This is a genomic window from Bacillus sp. 5w2 (assembly GCF_054353775.1).
Map to the genome: position 1 here is coordinate 23,724 of NZ_JBTIWT010000011.1, position 20,478 is coordinate 44,201.

Annotated in this window: 21 protein-coding genes; 18 read left to right on the forward strand and 3 right to left on the reverse strand. The window is 33.8% G+C overall.

Annotated elements, in window-relative coordinates; all coding sequences use genetic code 11:
* Positions 1 to 3: 3 nt before the first annotated feature.
* The 6 genes from ACXY7N_RS18235 (at position 4) to ACXY7N_RS18260 (ending at position 4,371) form a co-directional block, all read left to right on the forward strand.
* On the forward strand, positions 4 to 582 hold the full coding sequence (locus ACXY7N_RS18235) for an HAD-IA family hydrolase (protein ID WP_016087376.1): 579 nt from the start codon (positions 4 to 6) through the stop codon (positions 580 to 582).
* 164 nt (positions 583 to 746) lie between these two features.
* Positions 747 to 1,481 (forward strand): LytR/AlgR family response regulator transcription factor, encoded by a 735-nt coding sequence (locus ACXY7N_RS18240; protein ID WP_088083888.1) that lies wholly within the window; start codon positions 747 to 749, stop codon positions 1,479 to 1,481.
* Positions 1,481 to 2,797 carry a GHKL domain-containing protein gene (locus tag ACXY7N_RS18245; protein ID WP_088083887.1) on the forward strand — a complete coding sequence of 439 codons (1,317 nt, stop codon included), beginning with the start codon at positions 1,481 to 1,483 and terminating at the stop codon, positions 2,795 to 2,797. Before ACXY7N_RS18240 ends, ACXY7N_RS18245 begins: the two co-directional genes overlap by 1 nt.
* Positions 2,798 to 2,886: 89 nt before the next feature.
* Positions 2,887 to 3,564 carry a YhfC family glutamic-type intramembrane protease gene (locus ACXY7N_RS18250; protein WP_016134783.1) on the forward strand — a complete coding sequence of 226 codons (678 nt, stop codon included), beginning with the start codon at positions 2,887 to 2,889 and terminating at the stop codon, positions 3,562 to 3,564.
* Between the two features lie 2 nt (positions 3,565 to 3,566).
* A complete protein-coding gene (locus tag ACXY7N_RS18255; RefSeq protein ID WP_016134782.1) occupies positions 3,567 to 3,953 on the forward strand; it encodes a DUF3887 domain-containing protein in 387 nt (128 codons plus the stop codon).
* Positions 3,954 to 4,059: 106 nt separating this feature from the next.
* Positions 4,060 to 4,371, forward strand: a complete 312-nt coding sequence (locus tag ACXY7N_RS18260; protein ID WP_116363371.1) for a hypothetical protein — start codon at positions 4,060 to 4,062, stop codon at positions 4,369 to 4,371.
* A 40-nt stretch (positions 4,372 to 4,411) separates the two neighbouring features.
* On the opposite strand, the gene ACXY7N_RS18265 is transcribed toward ACXY7N_RS18260, so the two are convergent.
* Together ACXY7N_RS18265 and ACXY7N_RS18270 are read right to left on the reverse strand one after the other, a co-directional pair.
* Entirely contained in the window at positions 4,412 to 4,627 is a 216-nt protein-coding gene (locus ACXY7N_RS18265) for a helix-turn-helix domain-containing protein (RefSeq protein ID WP_000974619.1), read from the reverse strand.
* A 10-nt stretch (positions 4,628 to 4,637) separates the two neighbouring features.
* Positions 4,638 to 5,120: a DUF2975 domain-containing protein gene (locus ACXY7N_RS18270; protein ID WP_016087382.1), complete on the reverse strand. Its 483-nt coding sequence runs from the start codon at positions 5,118 to 5,120 to the stop codon at positions 4,638 to 4,640.
* Between the two features lie 238 nt (positions 5,121 to 5,358).
* On the opposite strand from ACXY7N_RS18270, the gene ACXY7N_RS18275 reads away from it, so the two are divergent.
* The 10 genes from ACXY7N_RS18275 to desA all read left to right on the forward strand — a co-directional run bounded on the left by ACXY7N_RS18275 (position 5,359) and on the right by desA (position 18,686).
* On the forward strand, positions 5,359 to 6,147 hold the full coding sequence (locus tag ACXY7N_RS18275; protein WP_088083885.1) for a DeoR/GlpR family DNA-binding transcription regulator: 789 nt from the start codon (positions 5,359 to 5,361) through the stop codon (positions 6,145 to 6,147).
* 160 nt (positions 6,148 to 6,307) lie between these two features.
* Positions 6,308 to 7,174: a carbohydrate ABC transporter permease gene (locus ACXY7N_RS18280; protein ID WP_078182215.1), complete on the forward strand. Its 867-nt coding sequence runs from the start codon at positions 6,308 to 6,310 to the stop codon at positions 7,172 to 7,174.
* Positions 7,175 to 7,184: 10 nt separating this feature from the next.
* A complete protein-coding gene (locus ACXY7N_RS18285) occupies positions 7,185 to 8,003 on the forward strand; it encodes a carbohydrate ABC transporter permease (protein WP_000715649.1) in 819 nt (272 codons plus the stop codon).
* Between the two features lie 25 nt (positions 8,004 to 8,028).
* On the forward strand, positions 8,029 to 9,390 hold the full coding sequence (locus ACXY7N_RS18290) for an extracellular solute-binding protein (protein ID WP_088083884.1): 1,362 nt from the start codon (positions 8,029 to 8,031) through the stop codon (positions 9,388 to 9,390).
* 79 nt (positions 9,391 to 9,469) lie between these two features.
* Positions 9,470 to 10,897, forward strand: coding sequence for a CehA/McbA family metallohydrolase (locus ACXY7N_RS18295; protein WP_088083883.1), 1,428 nt, complete (start codon positions 9,470 to 9,472; stop codon positions 10,895 to 10,897).
* Positions 10,890 to 11,597, forward strand: coding sequence for an HAD family hydrolase (locus tag ACXY7N_RS18300; protein WP_088083882.1), 708 nt, complete (start codon positions 10,890 to 10,892; stop codon positions 11,595 to 11,597). Before ACXY7N_RS18295 ends, ACXY7N_RS18300 begins: the two co-directional genes overlap by 8 nt.
* 67 nt (positions 11,598 to 11,664) lie before the next feature.
* Entirely contained in the window at positions 11,665 to 12,765 is a 1,101-nt protein-coding gene (locus ACXY7N_RS18305) for an ABC transporter ATP-binding protein (protein WP_088083881.1), read from the forward strand.
* 235 nt (positions 12,766 to 13,000) lie between these two features.
* Positions 13,001 to 14,662, forward strand: coding sequence for an alkaline phosphatase (locus ACXY7N_RS18310; protein ID WP_088083880.1), 1,662 nt, complete (start codon positions 13,001 to 13,003; stop codon positions 14,660 to 14,662).
* A 304-nt stretch (positions 14,663 to 14,966) separates the two neighbouring features.
* Positions 14,967 to 17,351: an immune inhibitor A domain-containing protein gene (locus ACXY7N_RS18315; protein WP_353811178.1), complete on the forward strand. Its 2,385-nt coding sequence runs from the start codon at positions 14,967 to 14,969 to the stop codon at positions 17,349 to 17,351.
* A 303-nt stretch (positions 17,352 to 17,654) separates the two neighbouring features.
* Positions 17,655 to 18,686: a Delta(5) desaturase DesA gene (gene desA / locus ACXY7N_RS18320; protein WP_116349106.1), complete on the forward strand. Its 1,032-nt coding sequence runs from the start codon at positions 17,655 to 17,657 to the stop codon at positions 18,684 to 18,686.
* Between the two features lie 455 nt (positions 18,687 to 19,141).
* Here desA and ACXY7N_RS18325 read toward each other — a convergent pair whose 3' ends face one another.
* Positions 19,142 to 19,489, reverse strand: a complete 348-nt coding sequence (locus tag ACXY7N_RS18325) for a VOC family protein (RefSeq protein ID WP_016087386.1) — start codon at positions 19,487 to 19,489, stop codon at positions 19,142 to 19,144.
* Between the two features lie 31 nt (positions 19,490 to 19,520).
* Here ACXY7N_RS18325 and ACXY7N_RS18330 point away from each other — a divergent pair, with 31 nt between their 5' ends.
* Both ACXY7N_RS18330 and ACXY7N_RS18335 read left to right on the forward strand, forming a co-directional pair.
* Positions 19,521 to 19,730, forward strand: coding sequence for a hypothetical protein (locus tag ACXY7N_RS18330; RefSeq protein WP_016087387.1), 210 nt, complete (start codon positions 19,521 to 19,523; stop codon positions 19,728 to 19,730).
* Positions 19,731 to 19,999: 269 nt separating this feature from the next.
* Positions 20,000 to 20,431: a DUF7832 domain-containing protein gene (locus ACXY7N_RS18335; protein ID WP_016136724.1), complete on the forward strand. Its 432-nt coding sequence runs from the start codon at positions 20,000 to 20,002 to the stop codon at positions 20,429 to 20,431.
* Positions 20,432 to 20,478: the final 47 nt, after the last annotated feature.

The window sequence follows — 20,478 nt, forward strand, 5'->3', positions numbered from 1 at the left end:
AGAATGAAGATTTTATGGGATTTTGATGGGACGTTATTTGATACGTATCCTGCATATACAATGATACTTTCTGAAGTATTAGGTGATACAGTAGATAAACAAGAAATATACAAAAATTTAAAAATATCATACTCACATGCAATCCATTATTATAAGGTTTCATGTGAGCAGGAAGAAAAGATTAAAGCTTTGAAGGGGAAATTCACTCCAAAAGATATGAAACCTTTTGCAGGTGTCGAAGAGATTTTGAAATTTGCGGATAAAAATGTGATTATGACCCATAAACATAGGGCGGGGGTTATGGGGATTTTAGAATATTACGGCTGGGACAAATACTTCGTAGACATGGTTACTATTGACGATGGTTTCCCACGTAAACCGAACTCTTTAGCGTATGATCACTTACATAAAAAGTATAATATTGATTTAGCTATTGGAGATAGAGAGTTAGATTTATTACCTGCAAAAGAATTAGGTATTTCAACATGTATGTTTCAAGGGAACTGTGATGCAGCGGATTATTCTATATCGCATTACTCGGAATTTTTTAAGGTAGTGAGTGATAAAAAACTCCCTTTATAAATAGTTAGAACAAAACCTCAGCTTTTTGCTTGAAAAGTTGAGGTTTTTCTATGTTATAACAAATTATTTTTTAAGTATTGAGAAGGAGATTATTACAACAATTTGAATTATATAGTTATAGATAAATCTATAGATGAAAAGATTTCAATAAAGCGAGTGATCACATGAGTATTTTTATTTTAGAAGACGATGTCATACAAGCACAGCAATTAAAGAGGCTAGTTGAAGAGATTTGCGAGAAATATATGTTGCCCTTTGACTTTATTGAGGCAACTAGTAAAAGTGAGAACATTATTACTAATATTCCTAAGGCGAGGTATGTCCCAATCTATTTTTTAGATATAGAGATAAAAAGAGAAGAGCGTAAAGGTTTACAAGTGGCGCAAGAAATACGTAAGTATGACACGCAAGGGATTATTGTGTTTGTAACAACGCATTCTGAATTTGCACCTATTTCATATCAATACATGGTATCAGCTTTAACTTTTATTGATAAAGGGTTGCGATACGAGGAGAGGCGTAAAGTTTTTGAACAATGTTTACTTCAGTATGAAGCGCGTAATAAGCATATCGTTCCATCGGACGATTTTATCGTTGAAAATAGTAATGCAACTGTGCGGGTTCCTTTTCATGAAGTTGAATATGTTATGACTGATGAACCGCACCGTTTAGCATTAGTGACGCTAGATCGTATCGTTTATTTTTATGGAACATTAAAGGAGATAGAAATAATAGATGAACGTTTATTTCGTTGTCATCAATCATATATCGTGAATAAGAAGCAAATGTCTTCTTACGATGCGAAGCAAAAAATGATAGTTTTAAAAAGCGGGAAACGCATTCCAGTATCACGGCGTTTAGTGAGTAAAGTACGTAATATGTTAAAGGGTGAGATGTGATGTATATTTATGATTTATTTGCAATCCTGCTTACTAGTATGTGCCATACGTTTTTATACATTCAATTAATCCGGTACAACAGATTGTCAGTTAGAATGTTACTAGCTTTAAGTGCAGTATTCATTATTTTACTAGCTATTGTTGTAACAGTAACGAGATATCCAGAGTTGAATAGTACGATTGTGTTATTTTTAATAAGTTTAGGATTAATGCAAAATGAATTGAAATTTAAGCATAATGTATATTTTGCACTAGTCAGTATGGTTATTATAACGTTAGTGAAAATGTTGCTTTTTGATTTAGGAATGAAAATCTTTATGTTAACGCCATTCAATTTATATTTATGGACAGGTAGCATGATTCATCTTATCGTATCGATACTTACTTTTATCGGTATTTTAGTAGCTCGTAAAAGAATTCAAAAAATTGCTCAATATATAGTAGGTAGTCCGCTATACTATGTAACTTATGTATTATTAATTGTCGGATTTATGATTGAACTAATTTTGACTCGGCCATCTACTGCATTTTTAGCAAAATTAAATCAACAATACAGTGAAGAAAGTTATATTTCAGCGATTATTGTATTTTTATTATTACTAATCATTGTACTAATAAGCTCACACTTATCGAAAGAAAAGTTACGAGAAGAGCATGAAAAACGTTTAGATAAAGAGTTATTAGATTATGTCGAGAAATTAGAGGATATGCATGATGAGCTTGCTAGTTTCCGTCATGATTATATGAATGTATTACTATCGTTAGAAGAGGGAATACGTACAAAAAATGTGAAGGAAATTGAACAAGTGTATTATGATGTGATAGCTCCTACGTTAAAAACAATAAATGATCATGAACTTGATATTGCGAAATTATCTCGCATTCATATTCCTGAAGTGAGAAGTGTATTAAGAGCAAAAGTTGGAACAGCCCAGCAGCAACAAATAAAAGTAATGCTCGATATACCAGAGAACATTGAAAGTGTTTCGATGACGATCATTTCATTTATTCGCATCATTTCAGTTTTAGTAGATAATGCAATTGAAGAAGCGGTACATAGTGAGGAAAAGATATTGCAAATCGCATTCTTTGAGATGGATTCACGACAATATTTTATTGTGCGTAATAGTTCAAAGGGTGAAGCGATTGATTTGCAAAAAATTTATGAGAAAAACCATTCAAGTAAAGAAGGGATTAGAGGATACGGGTTATTTTCATTAAAACGTATCATGAATAAAACAAATAATGCGACGTTAGAAACAACTTATGTAAGTCCTTATTTCACGCAAACATTCATATTAAAAGAAATGAAATGACCATCTATGATGAAAATGAAACCGAATAGGAAATAGCTACATATTTTCTTCACTCGTTTTTATACACTTTAAGTAAGAGGTGAAGCGAGATGAATGGTCTTATTTTCACAACAATGATTAGCTTTGGTTTACCGCTTATAGCACTTTTATATGCTGTTTGGAAGAAACGTTATATTCCATATATGTTAGGTGTATTGGCTTTTGTTGTATCACAAATATTGATCCGCATACCAATACTGAATTATGTAAATGGAACTAGCACAAATTTTCAGATGTTTTCTGTTATGCAGCCTGTACTATTTGCAGTTTTGCTTAGTGTATCAGCTGGAATTTTTGAAGAGATAGCTCGTTTTATCGCAATGCGCTATTTTATGAAACAACGAGATTGGCAGTCTGGTTTTTTATTTGGAGCAGGGCATGGTGGTATTGAGGCGGTACTGATAGTTGGTATCCCGGTATTGTCTTTATTATTGTCACAAACAGTCATCCAAAATGGTGATAGTTATTATTTCGGCGGTATTGAGCGCATCTTTGCGATGGTATTACATGTTGGGCTTTCCTTCATTGTATTGCAAGCTGTCGTCCAAAAGAAATTTCGTTATGTTGTATATGCAATTCTCATCCATGGCACTGCAAATGCATTAGCTGGAATTATATCGCTATATGTACCAGGGAAAAGCGGGATCATTATGTCAGAAGTTTCAATAGCAATTTGTGCTTTAGTCGTTTTTAGTTATAGTTTCATTTTAAAAAGAAAGGGTGTATGAAAATGAGAAAAATGTTACTTATTATGATAAGTGCTATCGCGGCGTTCGCGCTCGCAGCATGTACCGGTAATAAAGTAGATGAAAGTACGTCTAAAAAATTTATTCCGAAAGCGGAAGAAATTGTATCATTATTAAATGAGGCGAAATATAAAGAAGTGCATGAAAAATTTGATAGTAAAATGAAAGCTGCATTGCCAGAAGAAAAGATGAAAGATCTTACACCTGTAATTGAGAAAGCTGGTACATTCGAAAAAATTGAAAAACAATCGATTGAAGAAAAAGATGGTTTATATACTGTTATTCTTGTAGCGAAGTATAGTAAAGAACAACGGACATTTATTATAACTTATAATGATAAAGAAGAAATAGCAGGTTTAGTTATTAAATAAAAGCAGATACAGTGGGAGTTTCCGCTGTATCTGCTTTTTGTTTTAATTAAATTATGGTTATTTTTGCTAATATGAACTTATAGTTATATAGAAGGGATGGGTTAGTATGAAAACTGAACTAGTTCCTAAAAAGAAGTACAGTATAATAAGCTACATATCTTTACTCATCGGCATTTTATATTTTCTGTTCGTATTTATTACACCGACAAGAATAGCGAATGTGGGTAATGTAGTGGGAGATTATATTACAGTTGCCCTCACAGTTGCAGGTATCATACTTTCTGTCATTACGATGAAGAAAAGAACAGAGAAGAAGGGGATTGCTATTCTTTCATTCATACTGTCCTTATCATTATTTATATTTTGGGTTATCACGATTATATTATTGTTTACTGGTCAAATTAGTTTTGCGCCGTAATATGCAATAAAAAGAGTCCTTCTCGTATGAAGGACTTTTTTTATTCGGTATCTTCAGGTTGATATTCTAAAATATCCCCCGGTTGGCATTCTAATGCTTTACAAATGGCTTCTAAAGTTGAAAAACGAACTGCTTTTGCTTTTCCGTTTTTCAAAATAGAAAGGTTAGCCATTGTAATCCCAACCTTCTCCGAAAGCTCTGTTACACTCATTTTTCTTTTCGCTAACATTACATCAATATTAATAATAATTGCCATATTATTCACCTCAGACCGTTAAATCATTTTCTGATTTTATATCTATAGCATCTTTTAATAGTCTTTGGAGTACGGCAGCAAAGACCGCGATTACCATTGAAGCAAAAATCATAATCATTCCGATAATAATAATGCCAGGGGCGTCATCTCTCTCTGCCACAAGATAGAAAAGTGGCATACCTAATACATATAATACACTAATTGCTAGTGCACTGTACTTAATATTTTTTAAAGCTTTAACTGACAACTCTGAGAATGCGTTGTTTTTGTCAATATAGTTTAAAAGTTTAAATGTTTGATACAGCGCAAAATAATATGGTATTGCTGTTGCGTATAAGTTGATAAACACAAGATATTTAATATATGCAATATCAGGATATAGCTCTGCAGCGAAAGTACCTATTTTAGGGACTAAAAAAATGCACATAGCAAGAACGGGGATACCCATTAGAATCACAGCTGTCTTTAAGAAGAGTGTGGATCCTTGTTTCATAAAAAGCACCTCATTTATTTAATATCTTATTAATTTACCACGAAATTTATTGTTTAACAATAAATTTTTATTCCACATAACCATGTTTTTATTGTTAAATAAATTTTATATTTAAATAAATTTAATCGTTCCTTATTTCTGTAAATGATGTTATGTTAAAAGTAATGATTAATCCTTTTGTATATTAAGAGTTTTTAGAAAATCAATATTTTGCGTAATTTGACGAGGTGTTAATGAAATGAAATCGTACACACAATTTGAACGAAGAAAACACATACTAGATGAGTTAGAAAAGTATAACCGAGTGATGGTAAATGATTTAGCAAAGGTATTAAATGTTACAACAGAAACGATACGAAGAGATTTAGATATGTTGCACAAGGAAGGACAGCTTACGAAGATACATGGTGGTGCAATTAAGAAAAAAGATCAAACACTAGAATTTCATTTTGATAAACGTCGATCTGAGAATATTGAAGAAAAACGAAAAATTGCAATGAAAGCAAGTAAAATCGTAGAAGATAATGATATTATCGCAATTGAAATTGGGACAACCACAATGCAAATTTTAGATTACATATACAATAGAAAGAATTTGACGATTTTAACAAACTCAATACCAGCTGTCAATAAAATTATTGAGCTGAAAGAACAGTATGATTCCTTTGATTGCAGGTTAATAGTCATTGGGGGAATATTGAATACGAATTCCTTAGCATTGTCTGGAGAAATGACGTTAAACTATTTGGATCATTTCACTGTTAATAAATTATTTGCTTCTTGTGATGGTATTTCACTAGAAAAAGAACTGACATGTTCGTATATTGAAGATGCACAAATATTTAAGCAGCTAAAGAATAATGCAAAACAAGTTGTAATGATGGCTGATGAGTCAAAATTTAATTTAACAAAGTTTTATAAAAGTGGGAATTTTAGTGATATAGATGCATTATATACAAACGCTAAACTCGATGAAGTATGGCAAAATATTTTAACGAGTAATGGGGTTGAAGTAATAACAGTATAGAAAAACGAAAAGACTATTTCTTAATAAGTTGAGAAATAGTCTTTTTTATTGTTTATGTGTTGTTTTATTTTGATAATTTGTTGTTTTTACAATCAGTTAACAAATTAACAACATTGTGTTAATAATATCCTCGTACAATATGAATTAGGAGGTGGCAAGAATGCAAATAAAACTATCAAAAGCTGTGTTCTTTTTACTACCAGTTGGAATACCTCTAATCTTGTTTTGGATTATTCCGAATTTCATTAGTTTAGGTATTAGTTTTACTGATTGGGATTTTATGACGAATGATTTTAATTTTGTTGGTTTAGAAAACTATTTTAATTTATTTACACAAGATTCTTTTATGCAAGCATTGCTCAATACGTTTTATTTCGGAATTGGAACAGTCATTCCAACAATTGCATTGGGATTAGGTTTCGCATTATTTTTCCGAAAAAAATTCAAAGGTTCTGCATTGTACCAATTAATGATCTTTTCACCTTGGGTAACGCCAACAATAGCTGTATCCATTGTGTGGTCACTCTTATATGAACCTCAATTTGGAGTTATTAATAAAGTTCTAAACTTTTTTGGAATACCAGGTTTGGACTGGCTTCAAAGTAGTCAAACAGCGATGTTAGCAGTCATTATAATGACAGTTTGGAAATTAGTTGGTTGGACGATGATCTTCTATATCGGCGCACTAGAAAAAGTTCCAGATAGTTTATATGAAGCAGCTAGTATTGATGGAGCAAATTCATGGCAGAAATTTCGATATGTAACACTGCCAATGGTTTCATCAACAACTTTCTTCTTAGTTGTCGTTAATACAATTTCTTCGGTGCAGGCTTACGATCAAATAAAAATTTTAACACAAGGTGGGCCTAGTGGTTCAACGCGTACGTTACTGTATTTATTCTTCCAACAAGGGTTTGAACAGTTTGATATGGGATCTGCAACGGCAATCGCATTTATCATACTAATCATTACAATTTTACTATCTGTTATTAACAAAATAATAGGTGATAAGTGGGTGAACTATTAAGGTGAATAATATGAAAAAAGGTCCATTAATCGTAAAGCATCTCTTTTTAGCATTATCAAGTATACTATTTGTTTTTCCGTTCATATGGATGGTACTTGGTTCGTTTAAAACATCTAGTGAAGTATTACAAGGGGGATTTTGGCCTAAAGAATTTCACTGGGAAAATTATCAGCAAGTATTAGACATACTACCATTTAACACATATTTATTTAATAGTTTTTATACATCTTTCATCATTACAATTTATGTGCTTGTTTCATCTGCACTGTTTGCTTATATGTTGGCATTTTACAAGTTTAAAGGTAAAAATATTACATTTAGTGTCGTGATGGCAACCTATATGATCCCTGGAGCTGTATCATATGTTCCTGTATATGTAATGTTAGGGAAATTCGGGCTACTTGATTCACATTTTGGATACATGATTTCTATGGCTGTTAGTGTATTCGGTATTTTCTATTTAAAACAATCGTTCCACAAAGTTGGTTTTGAAATAGTAGAAGCAGCCAAAATTGATGGAGCAAGTGATTGGCGTATTCTTTGGAAGATTATCTTTCCAATGACACGATCATCATTTGTAACACTAGGATTGGTCACATTTATTGGTAATTATAATAATTACATGTGGCCAGCTCTTATATTGAAAGATAATACGCAAAAGTTAATTACGAATGGAATTGCTGATTATTTCATTAATAGTTCCTTAGGGCGAGATTGGTCACACATTATGGTTGCAAGTACAATCGCAACAGTTCCGCTCTTAATCGTATTTTTGATTCTGCAAAAATGGTTCTTATCTGGTGTTACTGATTCAGGAATAAAGGGGTAATTAAATAGTAAAGGAGATTTGTGGGATGAAAAAACTATTCATGCTTCTAACAGTTATAACATTGTTTGTTAGTGCACTTGCGGGTTGTTCAGGCGGAAAAGGAAGTACGGTTAAAGCGAGTAAAGAAGGGGAGAAGGTTGTTGTTCCATTCATTAATGGAGTAGGGGGCTCTCTTGCAGATAGTGTAGATCAAATTGTAGAAGAATACAATAAAAGTCAGGACAAATATGTAGTGAAAACGACAAAAGCAGGTAGCTACGATGAGTCATATCAAAAGCTACAAAGTGGATTTGCAGCGAATAACCAAGAAGCAATTGCATTACTAGGTTCAGATGTCATTCAAGAATATGCTAAAAAGCAGTTAATCGTACCTATAGATGAATATGTTAAAAATGATACTAATTTCAAAAAAGAAGATTATGGAAAAGGGTTTATGGAGCAAGCAACAATTGACAATAAGTTATATGGCATTCCGTTTTACGGTACAACGCAAATTTTTTATTACAATAAAAAAGCATTAGCGGAGAATGGCTTTACAAAAGATGATTTAAAGACGTGGGAAGGTGTAGAAAAGGTAGCAAAAACAGTCGCAAAACGTGGTGAAAATGGAAATGTAACATATGCGGGCTGGATGCCGATGTGGGGCACATCAAACTTAATTGATGCGGTTCGCAGTGCTGGTGGAAATGTATTAAGCGAAGATGGTACAAAAGTATTAATTAACGATGGCACTTGGGTTTCGGTATGGGAGAAATTCCGTACATGGCTACATGAAGATAAAATTATGAAAATACATTCAGGTGGAACTGGATGGGAATATTGGGATAAAACTGTAATTGATTTAGTTGAAGGTAGAACATTAGGATTTACAGGCTCATCTGGTGATCAAGGATTTGTTTTTAAATCATTAGGAAAAGGAATGACGGAAGAAGAACGCCTTAACACATTTGAAGCATTACCTCAGCCTGCTTGGGGTAATAATAAACCAGCGCCAAAACTAGAAACATATTTATTCACATTAACGAGAAACATTGATCCAGAAGTAGCAAAAGGCGCGTATGAATTTATGAAGTTTGCGACAAGTACGGAGAAAACAGCTGAATGGTCCATGGCTACAGGATATATCCCTGTTCGTAACAATGTAACAGAGTATGGTCCATATGCTGAATTCGTTAAAAAACAACCACAAGCATTAGTTCCATTAGAACAAGCTAATAATAATGGAGTGGGACCATTTGTAGATCCGACGGGCGGTAAAATTAATGACGCCTTAAATGTAGCGAAAGATAAAGTAGAGATTGAAGGAGTTCCAGCGAAAAAAGCATTAGATGAAGCAGCTAAAGTTGCGCAAGAAGAGTTAGATAAAGTTCTGAAAAAGAAGAAGTAATATTACCAACATGAGGTGCTTTTGAACGAAGGAAGTGCCTCTAAAATTCCTTCATTAAAACGTAAAAGGTGTGAGAATGATGATCGAAATAACAAGTATGATAAAACTTTCTCCATTCGTAAAAAATAAACATTGTTTCCAAATGGATGAAACTGATATTAAAAATTTCACATTAACTATTGATCAAGGGGACAGCCGGAAAATCCCGCTTTTATTAATCTTGCGAGGCCCTAACGGTTATGTACGTATACAATATCAAACGCCAATTGTAAATGAAAAACTAGTCGTTTCAAAAGATTCAATATTTTGTTCTGCTGGTTGTATTGGAGGAGAAATACAGTCAGGTAATTGGGAATTAGAAGTCATATATATCCCTCATTGTGCAAAGAAAGCAGTAAAGTTTACCGGAGAAAAAGTTGACTACACAGTAAATATAGTAGTGAATGATCAGTTGGAACGAAAGTATAATAGAGATCATTTTTGTAAGGGAAATGTTTTTATCAATGAAGACCGTTTTAATAAGGTAGTAAATGAAGAACATCGCTGGTACAAAGGGGATTTTCATGAACATACAGATTTAACAGACGGCGAGATAGACGATGAACTTGGAATGCAAGTATGTGAAAAACAAGAATTAGATTTTTTATATGCGACGGAGCACAATATTGTTATGCCATCGTATCAAAAAGGAAACACATTAATTATACCATCTATGGAACTTACAACTCCTTACGGTCATTACAACATATTCGGGATAAAGGAATACGTTGATTTTACAGAGTATGTAGATGAATCATTTAGCGCCGAAAAAATGAATGCACTATTTTCACTCATGAAAGAAAAAGGTTATGTATTGAGTATGAATCATCCGTTTATGGAGCCTTGGGCGAACCAAGTGAATATTAACTTAGAAAATGTTCATACGATGGAAATTATGTGTGATCCAACTTATAAAAAAAGTAAATCATCCACTTTAGAAGCTTTACGTTGTTTCGATCAAATGTGGTCAAATGGTCTTAAAATCTGGGGAATAGGGGGAAGTGATTCTCATTTACATCCGTCTAAAACATTCCCAGGATCAAAAGACCCATCCATTTACGGTGATCCAGGAACATATGTATTATGTAATGTTTTATCAATTAAAAACTTAAAATCTGCGATCAAAAAGGGACGAATTTATTTCTCTCGATTTAGAAAACTAGCGATAGATATTCAAAACGAAGGTGAAACGATTTATGTCGGTGATGAGGCTAAAGGAAATATTATTTACAACATTTCTACTGACAAACCGTGTGAGTGGAGACTAGTAATAAATGGGCAAATAATTGAACAAAAATTTGGCAGAGATGTAACCTTTGCATTCTCTTTAAATGAAGGGGAATACGCTAGGGTTGAGGGATGGGAAGAGGACGAATTAGTAGCGTTTATTAATCCTATTCATAATAAAGTTGAGAATAAAAATATGAAAACATGGAATGAAGTTATAGGGGGAATAAAAGGTGAATAAAGCAATTATTTTTGATAAAGATGGAACATTAATACAGTTAGATTCAGTTTGGTACAAAATTGTGCATCGTGTGTTAGATGATATCTTTCAAACATATTCAAATGAAAAAAGTAAACGAGATGATTACTTAACGATTATCGGCATGAATAATAACGATTTTGAGAGTACAAGTTTACTAGCCTGTCGCACAAATTACTTTATTGCGGCTGCATGGTATTCGTTATTAGAAAATCAACATTTAGATAAAGATAATTTCATTCATAATGTATGTCTTCTATTCAAAAAGTACTCTACAGCAGATGATCTTGTATTTACAGAAGTGGAAGGTGCAAAGGAAACGTTACGATATTTAAAAGACAATGACTATATTATTGGGGTTGTTACAGCAGACGATGTAGATGCAGCTACTCATTCTCTGAAGATGACTGAGTTATATGATTACGTAGATTTTTTAGGCGCGGATGATGGTGTGAATAGAACAAAACCTGAAAGTGACTTTTATCATATGTTTAAAGAAAAATTTTCACTAACTGAAGAGGAAGTGATTATGGTAGGTGATACATTAACAGACGTTACATTTGCGAGAAATAGCAACATTAAAGTAGTGGGCGTTTTATCCGGCGCGAGCAGGAAGGAAGATTTTGAAGGGAAAACGGATTATATTTTAGACAGTATGAAGGATATTTCGAAAATTTTATAAAACAACTGAACACCGAATTTTCTCAATAAGAATATCTACAAAACAACTCAAATTCTAGGAGGATACTATGGCTCAACTATCATTCAAAAACATTTACAAAAAATATGATCATGATGTGACAATCGTAAAAGATTTTAACCTAGAAGTAAATGATGGAGAGTTTATCGTTTTGGTTGGCCCTTCAGGGTGTGGGAAATCTACAACATTACGTATGATTGCAGGACTTGAAGAGATTTCAGATGGCGACTTTTATATCGACGGAAACCGTGTAAATGATATTACACCGAAAGATAGAGATATTGCAATGGTATTTCAAAACTATGCGCTTTATCCGCATATGAGTGTTTATGAAAACATGGCATTTGGATTAAAACTACGAAAATATAGCAAAGAAGAAATTGATCAGCGTGTGCAACGTGCAGCAAAAATTCTTGGGCTTGAGCAGTATTTAAGTCGAAAGCCAAAAGCACTTTCAGGTGGACAGCGTCAGCGTGTTGCCTTAGGTCGAGCGATTGTTCGAAATGCAAAGGTATTTTTAATGGACGAGCCTTTATCAAACTTAGATGCAAAGTTGCGTGTTCAAATGCGTGCTGAGATTACAAAATTACACAAGCAGCTACAAACAACAACTGTGTATGTTACGCACGATCAAATAGAAGCTATGACGATGGCAACCCGCCTTGTTGTGTTAAAAGATGGGATTGTACAACAAGTCGGTACACCGAAAGAAGTGTATGAAAATCCTGAGAATATATTTGTAGGAGGATTCATTGGCTCTCCTGGAATGAATTTTTTTAAAGGATTATTAACAGATAACGCGCTTATGATTGATAAGTGGGAAATTGAAGTGCCAGAAGAGAAAATGAAGGGCTTGCGAAATAAGGGCTATACGAATAAAGAAATCATAATAGGAATACGTCCAGAAGACTTTTATTATGGAAAAGCAATCGAGGCGTTATCATATAACGCAAAAGTAACGGTATGTATTGATGTAGCAGAATTAATGGGGGCGGAAACATATCTATATTCCAGCCTAAACGGACAATCTTTTGTTGCACGTGTGGATACTTCTTTAGATGTGAAAAGTCAATCAAATATAGATTTAGCTTTGAACATGAACAAAGTTCATTATTTCGACTTAGAAATTGAGAAACGAATTGTTTTATAGATAATAATTATGACATTATATTTTTTAAGTTTCTCCAATTACTACAATTAAATAAAAAGTAAAAAAAACGATTATCCTTTCCATTACAGGATAATCGGTTTTTTTACTTTTTAGGAAACAAGTTGTTGTTAGCTTCGTGATAATAGGGGATTACTATTATAAACTTACATAAATACAGCGGGAGATTACCGTCTTGTATACATACAAAGATGAAATAGTCTATGGAGGGACAGCTATGCCGAATTGTAGTAAAAAGATAATAGGAATCATGATAACCTTAAGTATGTTAGGGACAGGAATAATAATGAAAGATAGTGAGATAAAAGCTGAGACGAAAAAAGTAGAACACCAGCCGAAAAATGTAATAATGATGGTTATGGACGGAACGAGTTCTTCAGCGACAACATTGGCTCGATTGTACAAAGGGAAACCATTTGCATTAGATGAAATTGTAACAGGAGGAGTTCGTACATATTCGGCGGAATCAGCTATTACAGACTCAGCCCCGGCAGCAACAGCTTTAGCGACGGGGAATAAATCGAATTCAGGATATTTAGGTGTATTACCTTCTACTGTGAGTTCACCTGGCTTAAAACCAATAGAAGAAGAGGACAAGTTACGGCCAGTTGCCAATGTTTTAGAAGGTGCCAAACGTACTGGTCGCGCAACTGGAATTGTTGCTACAGCTGAAATTCAACATGCTACTCCTGCTGGATTCTCCGCTCATCATGTGAATCGTAAGAATTTTGAAGTGATCGCGGAGCAACAAGTGTATCAAAATATAGATGTCGTATTAGGCGGGGGGAAATCGGCACTGCTCCCTATAAAAAATAACGGAATTCGAAAAGATGATGAAGATTTAATAAAAGTGATTCAAAACAAAGGATATGACTTTGTTGAAACGAAAGATGCATTATTGAAATCCAAATCTAATAAAATTTGGGGCTCTTTCTCACATAATGCCTTAGCATTCGATATGGATCGTGAAGCAACAAATCCGGAGCAGCCAACACTTTCTCAAATGACAGAGAAAGCAATTCAAACGTTATCAAAAGATAAAGATGGTTTCTTTTTATTTGTGGAAGGAAGTAAGCCAGATTGGGCAGCTCACGCAAATGATCCAATTGGGATAATTAGTGATGTGTTGGCATTTGATGAAGCGGTAGCAAAAGCGTTGCAATTTGCAAAAAATGATGGTAATACGATGTTAATTGCTGTAGCTGACCATGGTAATAGCGGGATTTCTATTGGGAATATGAATACGACAAAAGGATATAATACTACGCCGGTTTCTACATACATTGATCCATTGAAAAAGGCGAAGATGACACTTGAAGGGACTACAAATAAACTGAAATCTAATTTGTCGAATGTAGAAGATGTAGCTAAATTATACGGTTTGGACAATTTAACTTATGATGAAAAAGAAAGATTAAAAGCAGCAAAAAAGAAAATAGATGTAGGTCCAATTTATACTACATTATTGGCCAATCGTGCGAACATAGGCTTCACAACAGGAGGACATACAGGTGAGGATGTGTTTTTATATTCTTACGGTCCTCAAAAGCCATACGGTTTGATCCAAAACACAGACATTGCGAAGACAATGGCGAAAGCAATGGGCTTTAATTTAGAAGAAGTAACAAACAAATTATTTGTAGAGAGTGAATCAGTCTTTAAACAAAACGGTGCAACTGTAACGATAGACAAAACTGATGCAGCAAATCCTGTGCTCATAGTAAAACGTAATAATGTAAAAGCTCAATTATTGGTTAACAAAAATATTATTCGTATCAAGGGTAAAGAGTATGAATTAGGAAGCGTTGTTGTAGAGAGTAAAGGGAAATTCTATGTACCAGAAAAAGCAATCCACTTATTTATAAAGCATTCTAGTTAAAAAAATGTCAATTCCTTAACTTGTACTTAGGAATTGACATTTTTTTGTGTAGATGAAATTTCACTCGAAAAAAAGAGTAAAGAGAATCGCATTTTCTGTAAAAAAACTTGCTATCAGTTTATAAATTATTTTGCATGGAGATTTTGCAATATTAGACGTATTGTTATTTTATATTTTCACCCTGCATAAAAAAATATTTCTCAACAATTGTACATCAATAAAATATTGAATATTCACATTATAACGAATATTATGTTGTTATCGATAAAAAACGATGATTCTCAACAATCGGGGAGGAAATACATTGAAAAAGAATAAGAAGTTAAAACCTTTATCAGTATTAGCAACAGCCGCAGTACTAAGTAGTACTTTTGCTTTTGGAAGTCAAGCAGCATATGCTGATGCGCCATCATCTCTACCAATAGATGAGCATTTAATACCGGAGGAGCGTTTAGTGGAAGCGCTGAAACAACGGGGAGTAATTGATCCGGCTGCATCACAGGCTGAGGCTTCAAAGGCTGTCGAAAAATATGTTGAGAAAAAGAAAGGGGAAAACCCTGGGAAAGAAATTTTGACAGGAGATAGTCTTACGCAAGAAGCTTCTGATTTTATGAAAAAAGTAAAAGATACAAAAATGAAGGAAAATGAACAGGCGCAGCAACCTGAAGTAGGACCAGTGGCTGGACAAGATGCAGGATTGAATTCTAGAAAATTAAATGGAAAAGTACCTACAACACCAGCTAAGCAAGAAGAGTACAATGGAGCTGTTCGAAAAGATAAAGTACTTGTTTTACTCGTAGAATTTAGCGATTTTAAGCATAACAATATTGATCAAGAACCAGGATACATGTATTCAAAGGATTTTAATCGTGAACATTATCAAAAAATGTTATTTGGTGATGAACCATTCACTTTATTTGATGGATCGAAGATTAATACATTTAAGCAATATTATGAAGAACAATCTGGTGGTAGCTATACAGTTGATGGGACTGTAACAGAATGGCTTACTGTTCCGGGAAAAGCGTCAGATTATGGTGCTGATGCGGGTACAGGGCATGATAACAAGGGGCCTTTAGGACCAAAAGATTTTGTGAAAGAAGCATTAAAAGCAGCGGTAGCAAAAGGAATCAATTTAGCAGACTATGACCAATTTGATCAATACGATCAAGATGGTGATGGAAATAAAAATGAGCCAGATGGAATTATTGATCATTTAATGGTTGTACATGCAGGGGTTGGTCAAGAAGCTGGCGGTGGTAAATTGAAAGATGATGCGATTTGGTCACATCGTTCAAAACTAGGTTCAAAGCCATATGCAATTGATGGCACGAAATCTTCTGTCTCGAACTGGGGCGGAAAGATGGCTGCATATGATTATACAATCGAGCCTGAAGACGGAGCAGTTGGTGTGTTTGCGCATGAGTATGGCCATGATTTAGGCTTACCAGATGAATATGATACAAAGTACTCAGGACAAGGTGAACCAGTTGAGTCATGGTCTATTATGAGTGGTGGTAGCTGGGCTGGAAAAATTGCAGGAACAGAGCCAACGAGTTTCTCACCACAAAATAAAGAGTTTTTCCAAAAGAATATGAAGGGGAACTGGGCGAATATCCTTGAAGTAGATTATGACAAACTTAACAAAGGAATCGGTGTTGCAACATATGTAGATCAAAGTACTACAAAATCTAAACGACCTGGAATCGTTCGTGTTAACTTGCCGGACAAAGATATAAAAAATATCGAATCGGCATTTGGTAAGAAGTTCTATTACAGTACAAAAGGAAATGACATTCATACAACACTTGAGACACCAGTATTTGACTTAACAAATGCAAAGGATGCTAAGTTCGATTATAAGGCATTTTACGAACTGGAAGCGAAGTATGATTTCCTTGACGTATATGCGATTGCAGAAGATGGAACGAAGACACGCATTGATAGAATGGGCGAAAAAGATGTAAAAGGTGGCGCGGATACAACGGATGGTAAGTGGGTTGATAAATCATACGATTTAAGCCAATTCAAAGGGAAAAAAGTAAAACTGCAATTTGAGTATGTAACAGATATTGCAGTAGCTTATAAAGGATTTGCGTTAGATAATGCAGCCTTAACTGTAGATGGAAAAGTTGTTTTCTCTGATGATGCAGAAGGTCAGCCAGCAATGACGTTAAAAGGCTTTACTGTATCTAACGGATTTGAACAGAAAAAAAATAATTACTATGTAGAGTGGAGAAATTACGCTGGTTCTGACACTGCGTTACAACATGCACGTGGCCCAGTATTTAATACAGGAATGGTTGTGTGGTATGCGGATCAAAGCTTTACAGATAACTGGGTAGGCGTTCATCCAGGTGAAGGGTTCTTAGGTGTAGTAGATTCTCATCCAGAGGCAATTGTAGGGACATTAAACGGACAACCTACTGTGAAGAGCAGTACGCGTTATCAAATTGCCGATGCGGCATTCTCATTTGATCAAACGCCAGCATGGAAAGTAAATTCGCCAACTCGCGGTATCTTTGATTATAAAGGATTACCAGGTGTTGCGAAATTTGATGATTCTAAGCAATACATCAACAGTGTTATTCCAGATGCCGGACGTAAGTTGCCGAAACTAGGATTGAAGTTTGAAGTAGTAGGTCAAGCTGAAGACAAGTCTGCAGGTGCAGTTTGGATCCATCGCTAAAATAAAATGAAAAGGAGCTGTCATAAGTTGGTGAAACCTGACTTGTGGCAGCTCTTTTCTTCTTGTGAAAAAGTTCTCAGTTTTTTTATATATTTATTGGCAAAAATAGAAGTTTCTTCGATAAATGAAATGCTCCATCTGTCCGATTATATAAGCTATTTTGGACGTAAGTAATTTGTAAGTAATGAGTAAGAAAAAAGAGATTTTTATATTATATAATATTTATTACATCTACTTTTAACACCTGATACTAATAGTATGCTATAATGTGAATTAGCATCAAAAAGGAAAGGAATTAGAACAATGACATTAGAAAATACTAAAAATTTAAAAAAACAAGTTGCTCCGTATGAAAAATCAACGATTAAAAAAAGTGTGTGGCAACTTATTAACACAGTCGTGCCATTTATTGTTTTATGGTACCTTGCTTATAAAAGCTTGTCCGTTTCTTATTGGTTAGCATTAGTGCCATCTCTGTTAGCTGCTGGTTTTATGACAAGAATTTTCATAATTTTTCATGATTGTACCCATTATTCATTCTTTAAAAGTCGACCTGCAAATAGAATAGTAGGGACATGTATGGGTGTGTTAACATTATTCCCGTTTGATCAATGGGGACATGAGCATTCTATTCATCACGCTACAAGTGGTAATTTGGATAAACGAGGTACAGGAGATATTTGGACGCTTACAGTGGATGAATATGTAGCTGCGCCATTTAGACTTCGTTTAGCATATCGTTTATATCGCAATCCATTTGTTATGTTTGGATTAGGTCCAATTTATGTTTTCTTGCTTAAAAATAGATTTAACCGAAAAGGTGCTAGACAGAAAGAACGTATGAATACGTATTTGACGAATATTATAATCGTTGCTTTAATAGCTATACTTTGCTGGGCAATTGGGTGGCAATCGTTCCTGTTAGTGCATGGTACGATATTCTTAATAGCAGGTTCAGTAGGAATTTGGCTGTTTTACGTACAGCACACATTCGAGGATTCTTATTTTGAAGAGGATAAAGATTGGGAATATGTGAAAGCGGCAGTGGAAGGAAGTTCATTTTATAAACTTCCAAAAATCTTGCAATTCCTAACTGGTAATATTGGATTCCATCATGTTCACCATTTAAGCCCAAGAGTACCTAACTATAAATTAGAAGAGGCACACAATAATACGCTTCCGTTAAAAAATGTACCAACGATTACACTTGCTACAAGCTTACAATCACTCCGTTTCCGTCTTTGGGATGAGCAAAGCAACAATTTTGTTAGCTTTAAAGAATTCAAAAAAATAATTAAAAACAATGTTTCTGTTCGAGTGAAATCTGAACTATAATTTCATCGAATATAAAAAACTCTCCTTAATCATTTTCGATTTAAGGGGAGTTTTTGTTTAAATAGTAAATGTCAGATAAGAAGAAAACTTAAAGAATTCAATTTGTAATCGCGGAAGATTAGGAAATGTTCGTTAGGCATGAATATAAGATAACAGTAATTATATTATGTTAACAACTTGAGGTGTTATGAATTTTTTATATATTATTATGACTGTTCATAAATCCGCCGAAAATTAATAGTAAAAGGGGGATAGTACAAAAATACTTGTAGAATAATATTTAAAAATAAGGAAAAAAGCTATTCTTTTCGTAAGAATAGCTTTTTTGTAAATGTTCTTAAGTTGATGGGCATGGGATAGAATATAAAAAATAAGGATTCACAAAGCTAAGAAGTTTTTATTTACTTTATTGAATTAAAGAAGCTGCTAATTCAATAGCAAATGATTACAACCCGCTATTTCTCCCAAAGCTCGATCAATCGACCTTCAGGGTCCTTTATCCAAATAAACTTTCCAAAATCACTAATTTCTTCTTTCTTTTCCAGAGGTACACCAATTTGTTCAAGATGCTGAATAGTCTCATTCATATTATGTACTTGGAAATTTAACATTACTTGCTGTTCTATTGGAAAATAATTATCGTTTTCGGTAAAGAAAGAAAAAATAGTCTCATTTCCTAATTGGGGTTTAATCACAGTCCCATTCCAATTGTCTATTTCAATTTTCAACACATCACTGTACCATTTTTTTATAGCATCAATATTTTTAGTTCTCCAAAATATTCCCCCGAAACCTTTTATCATCGTAGATAGCCCCTGTCTCTTTTAAAATTTTATGGCATTATATATTCAATATATCAAAACAGTAATAGTAAGGGAAATAGAAGAGTTTGACGTTCCAGTATTAAATATGGGGCCGGTAGGAAAAGATGCACATCAATGGACAGAACGTCTCGACGTGAATTACGCATTTGAAACGCTATTAGATATGTTACCGAAATGCATTGAAAAATTATTAGTTTCTAATAAAATTACACAAGCGTAGTAGGGCGTAGGTAAGGGATAAAACTAGATTTAAATGTTTATAAAAAAGTCGCATCGTTTTGAAAAAAGCTTAACCGTTTTACAATTATACCCAATGTGCTAAAATCACTTTGGGTATATGGTAGTTTTTTAAAAATTCTATATTAAAAAGAGACAGGTGTAGGGATATTTTCTTAACTGCTTTTTTTATTAATGTGGGTTAGAAAGAGTTTGTTTCGAAATGATGTTAAAAAGTTAAATGATGAGACTTATCAAAAGGAGTTGGACACTGTGATTTATGATAAAGCTAAGTACTACTTTGACGATATTCCAGAGGATCTCCCAATTGAGCAAGCATATGTACATACTGGTATGTTTCTTGGGTGGATAATTGAAAAAAATTTATATAGTAAAGAATTTGAAGAAAAATCTAAAGATGATATTAATAGGTTTAAGCTTAGACAAATCACCGGTACGCAAATCTATATGAAGTGGGGTGGTGTGTTTGCAGACGACATGTTAAATGATGAGGGCAATCAATTTGCAATGTATTACTTTAATACTGAAAAGCGTTGGGAGTATATGAATGATTATATGGATGTTTTTGTACATGTTGGCGAAACACTTTATCAAGTACAAGATAATTGGGAAAACTATTTTGAATTAAAAGAAGAGATTGAATATAGCTATATGTTTTGGAAAAGTAATATACAGAAACTGTAATAGCTTATTCTTGAAAAAAAGATTAGTTAAGAAATACGAAAGAATAG

Bases quoted from the DNA above. Each gene is read 5' to 3' on its own strand.
- ACXY7N_RS18330 (WP_016087387.1), top strand. From the start codon at position 19,521: ATGGCATTATATATTCAATATATCAAAACAGTAATAGTAAGGGAAATA.
- ACXY7N_RS18325 (WP_016087386.1), bottom strand. From the start codon at position 19,489: ATGATAAAAGGTTTCGGGGGAATATTTTGGAGAACTAAAAATATTGAT.
- ACXY7N_RS18265 (WP_000974619.1), bottom strand. From the start codon at position 4,627: ATGGCAATTATTATTAATATTGATGTAATGTTAGCGAAAAGAAAAATG.
- ACXY7N_RS18250 (WP_016134783.1), top strand. From the start codon at position 2,887: ATGAATGGTCTTATTTTCACAACAATGATTAGCTTTGGTTTACCGCTT.
- ACXY7N_RS18295 (WP_088083883.1), top strand. From the start codon at position 9,470: ATGATCGAAATAACAAGTATGATAAAACTTTCTCCATTCGTAAAAAAT.
- ACXY7N_RS18245 (WP_088083887.1), top strand. From the start codon at position 1,481: ATGTATATTTATGATTTATTTGCAATCCTGCTTACTAGTATGTGCCAT.
- ACXY7N_RS18305 (WP_088083881.1), top strand. From the start codon at position 11,665: ATGGCTCAACTATCATTCAAAAACATTTACAAAAAATATGATCATGAT.
- ACXY7N_RS18275 (WP_088083885.1), top strand. From the start codon at position 5,359: ATGAAATCGTACACACAATTTGAACGAAGAAAACACATACTAGATGAG.
- ACXY7N_RS18285 (WP_000715649.1), top strand. From the start codon at position 7,185: ATGAAAAAAGGTCCATTAATCGTAAAGCATCTCTTTTTAGCATTATCA.
- ACXY7N_RS18260 (WP_116363371.1), top strand. From the start codon at position 4,060: ATGAAAACTGAACTAGTTCCTAAAAAGAAGTACAGTATAATAAGCTAC.
- ACXY7N_RS18235 (WP_016087376.1), top strand. From the start codon at position 4: ATGAAGATTTTATGGGATTTTGATGGGACGTTATTTGATACGTATCCT.
- ACXY7N_RS18255 (WP_016134782.1), top strand. From the start codon at position 3,567: ATGAGAAAAATGTTACTTATTATGATAAGTGCTATCGCGGCGTTCGCG.
- ACXY7N_RS18290 (WP_088083884.1), top strand. From the start codon at position 8,029: ATGAAAAAACTATTCATGCTTCTAACAGTTATAACATTGTTTGTTAGT.
- ACXY7N_RS18270 (WP_016087382.1), bottom strand. From the start codon at position 5,120: ATGAAACAAGGATCCACACTCTTCTTAAAGACAGCTGTGATTCTAATG.
- ACXY7N_RS18240 (WP_088083888.1), top strand. From the start codon at position 747: ATGAGTATTTTTATTTTAGAAGACGATGTCATACAAGCACAGCAATTA.
- desA (WP_116349106.1), top strand. From the start codon at position 17,655: ATGACATTAGAAAATACTAAAAATTTAAAAAAACAAGTTGCTCCGTAT.
- ACXY7N_RS18310 (WP_088083880.1), top strand. From the start codon at position 13,001: ATGCCGAATTGTAGTAAAAAGATAATAGGAATCATGATAACCTTAAGT.
- ACXY7N_RS18280 (WP_078182215.1), top strand. From the start codon at position 6,308: ATGCAAATAAAACTATCAAAAGCTGTGTTCTTTTTACTACCAGTTGGA.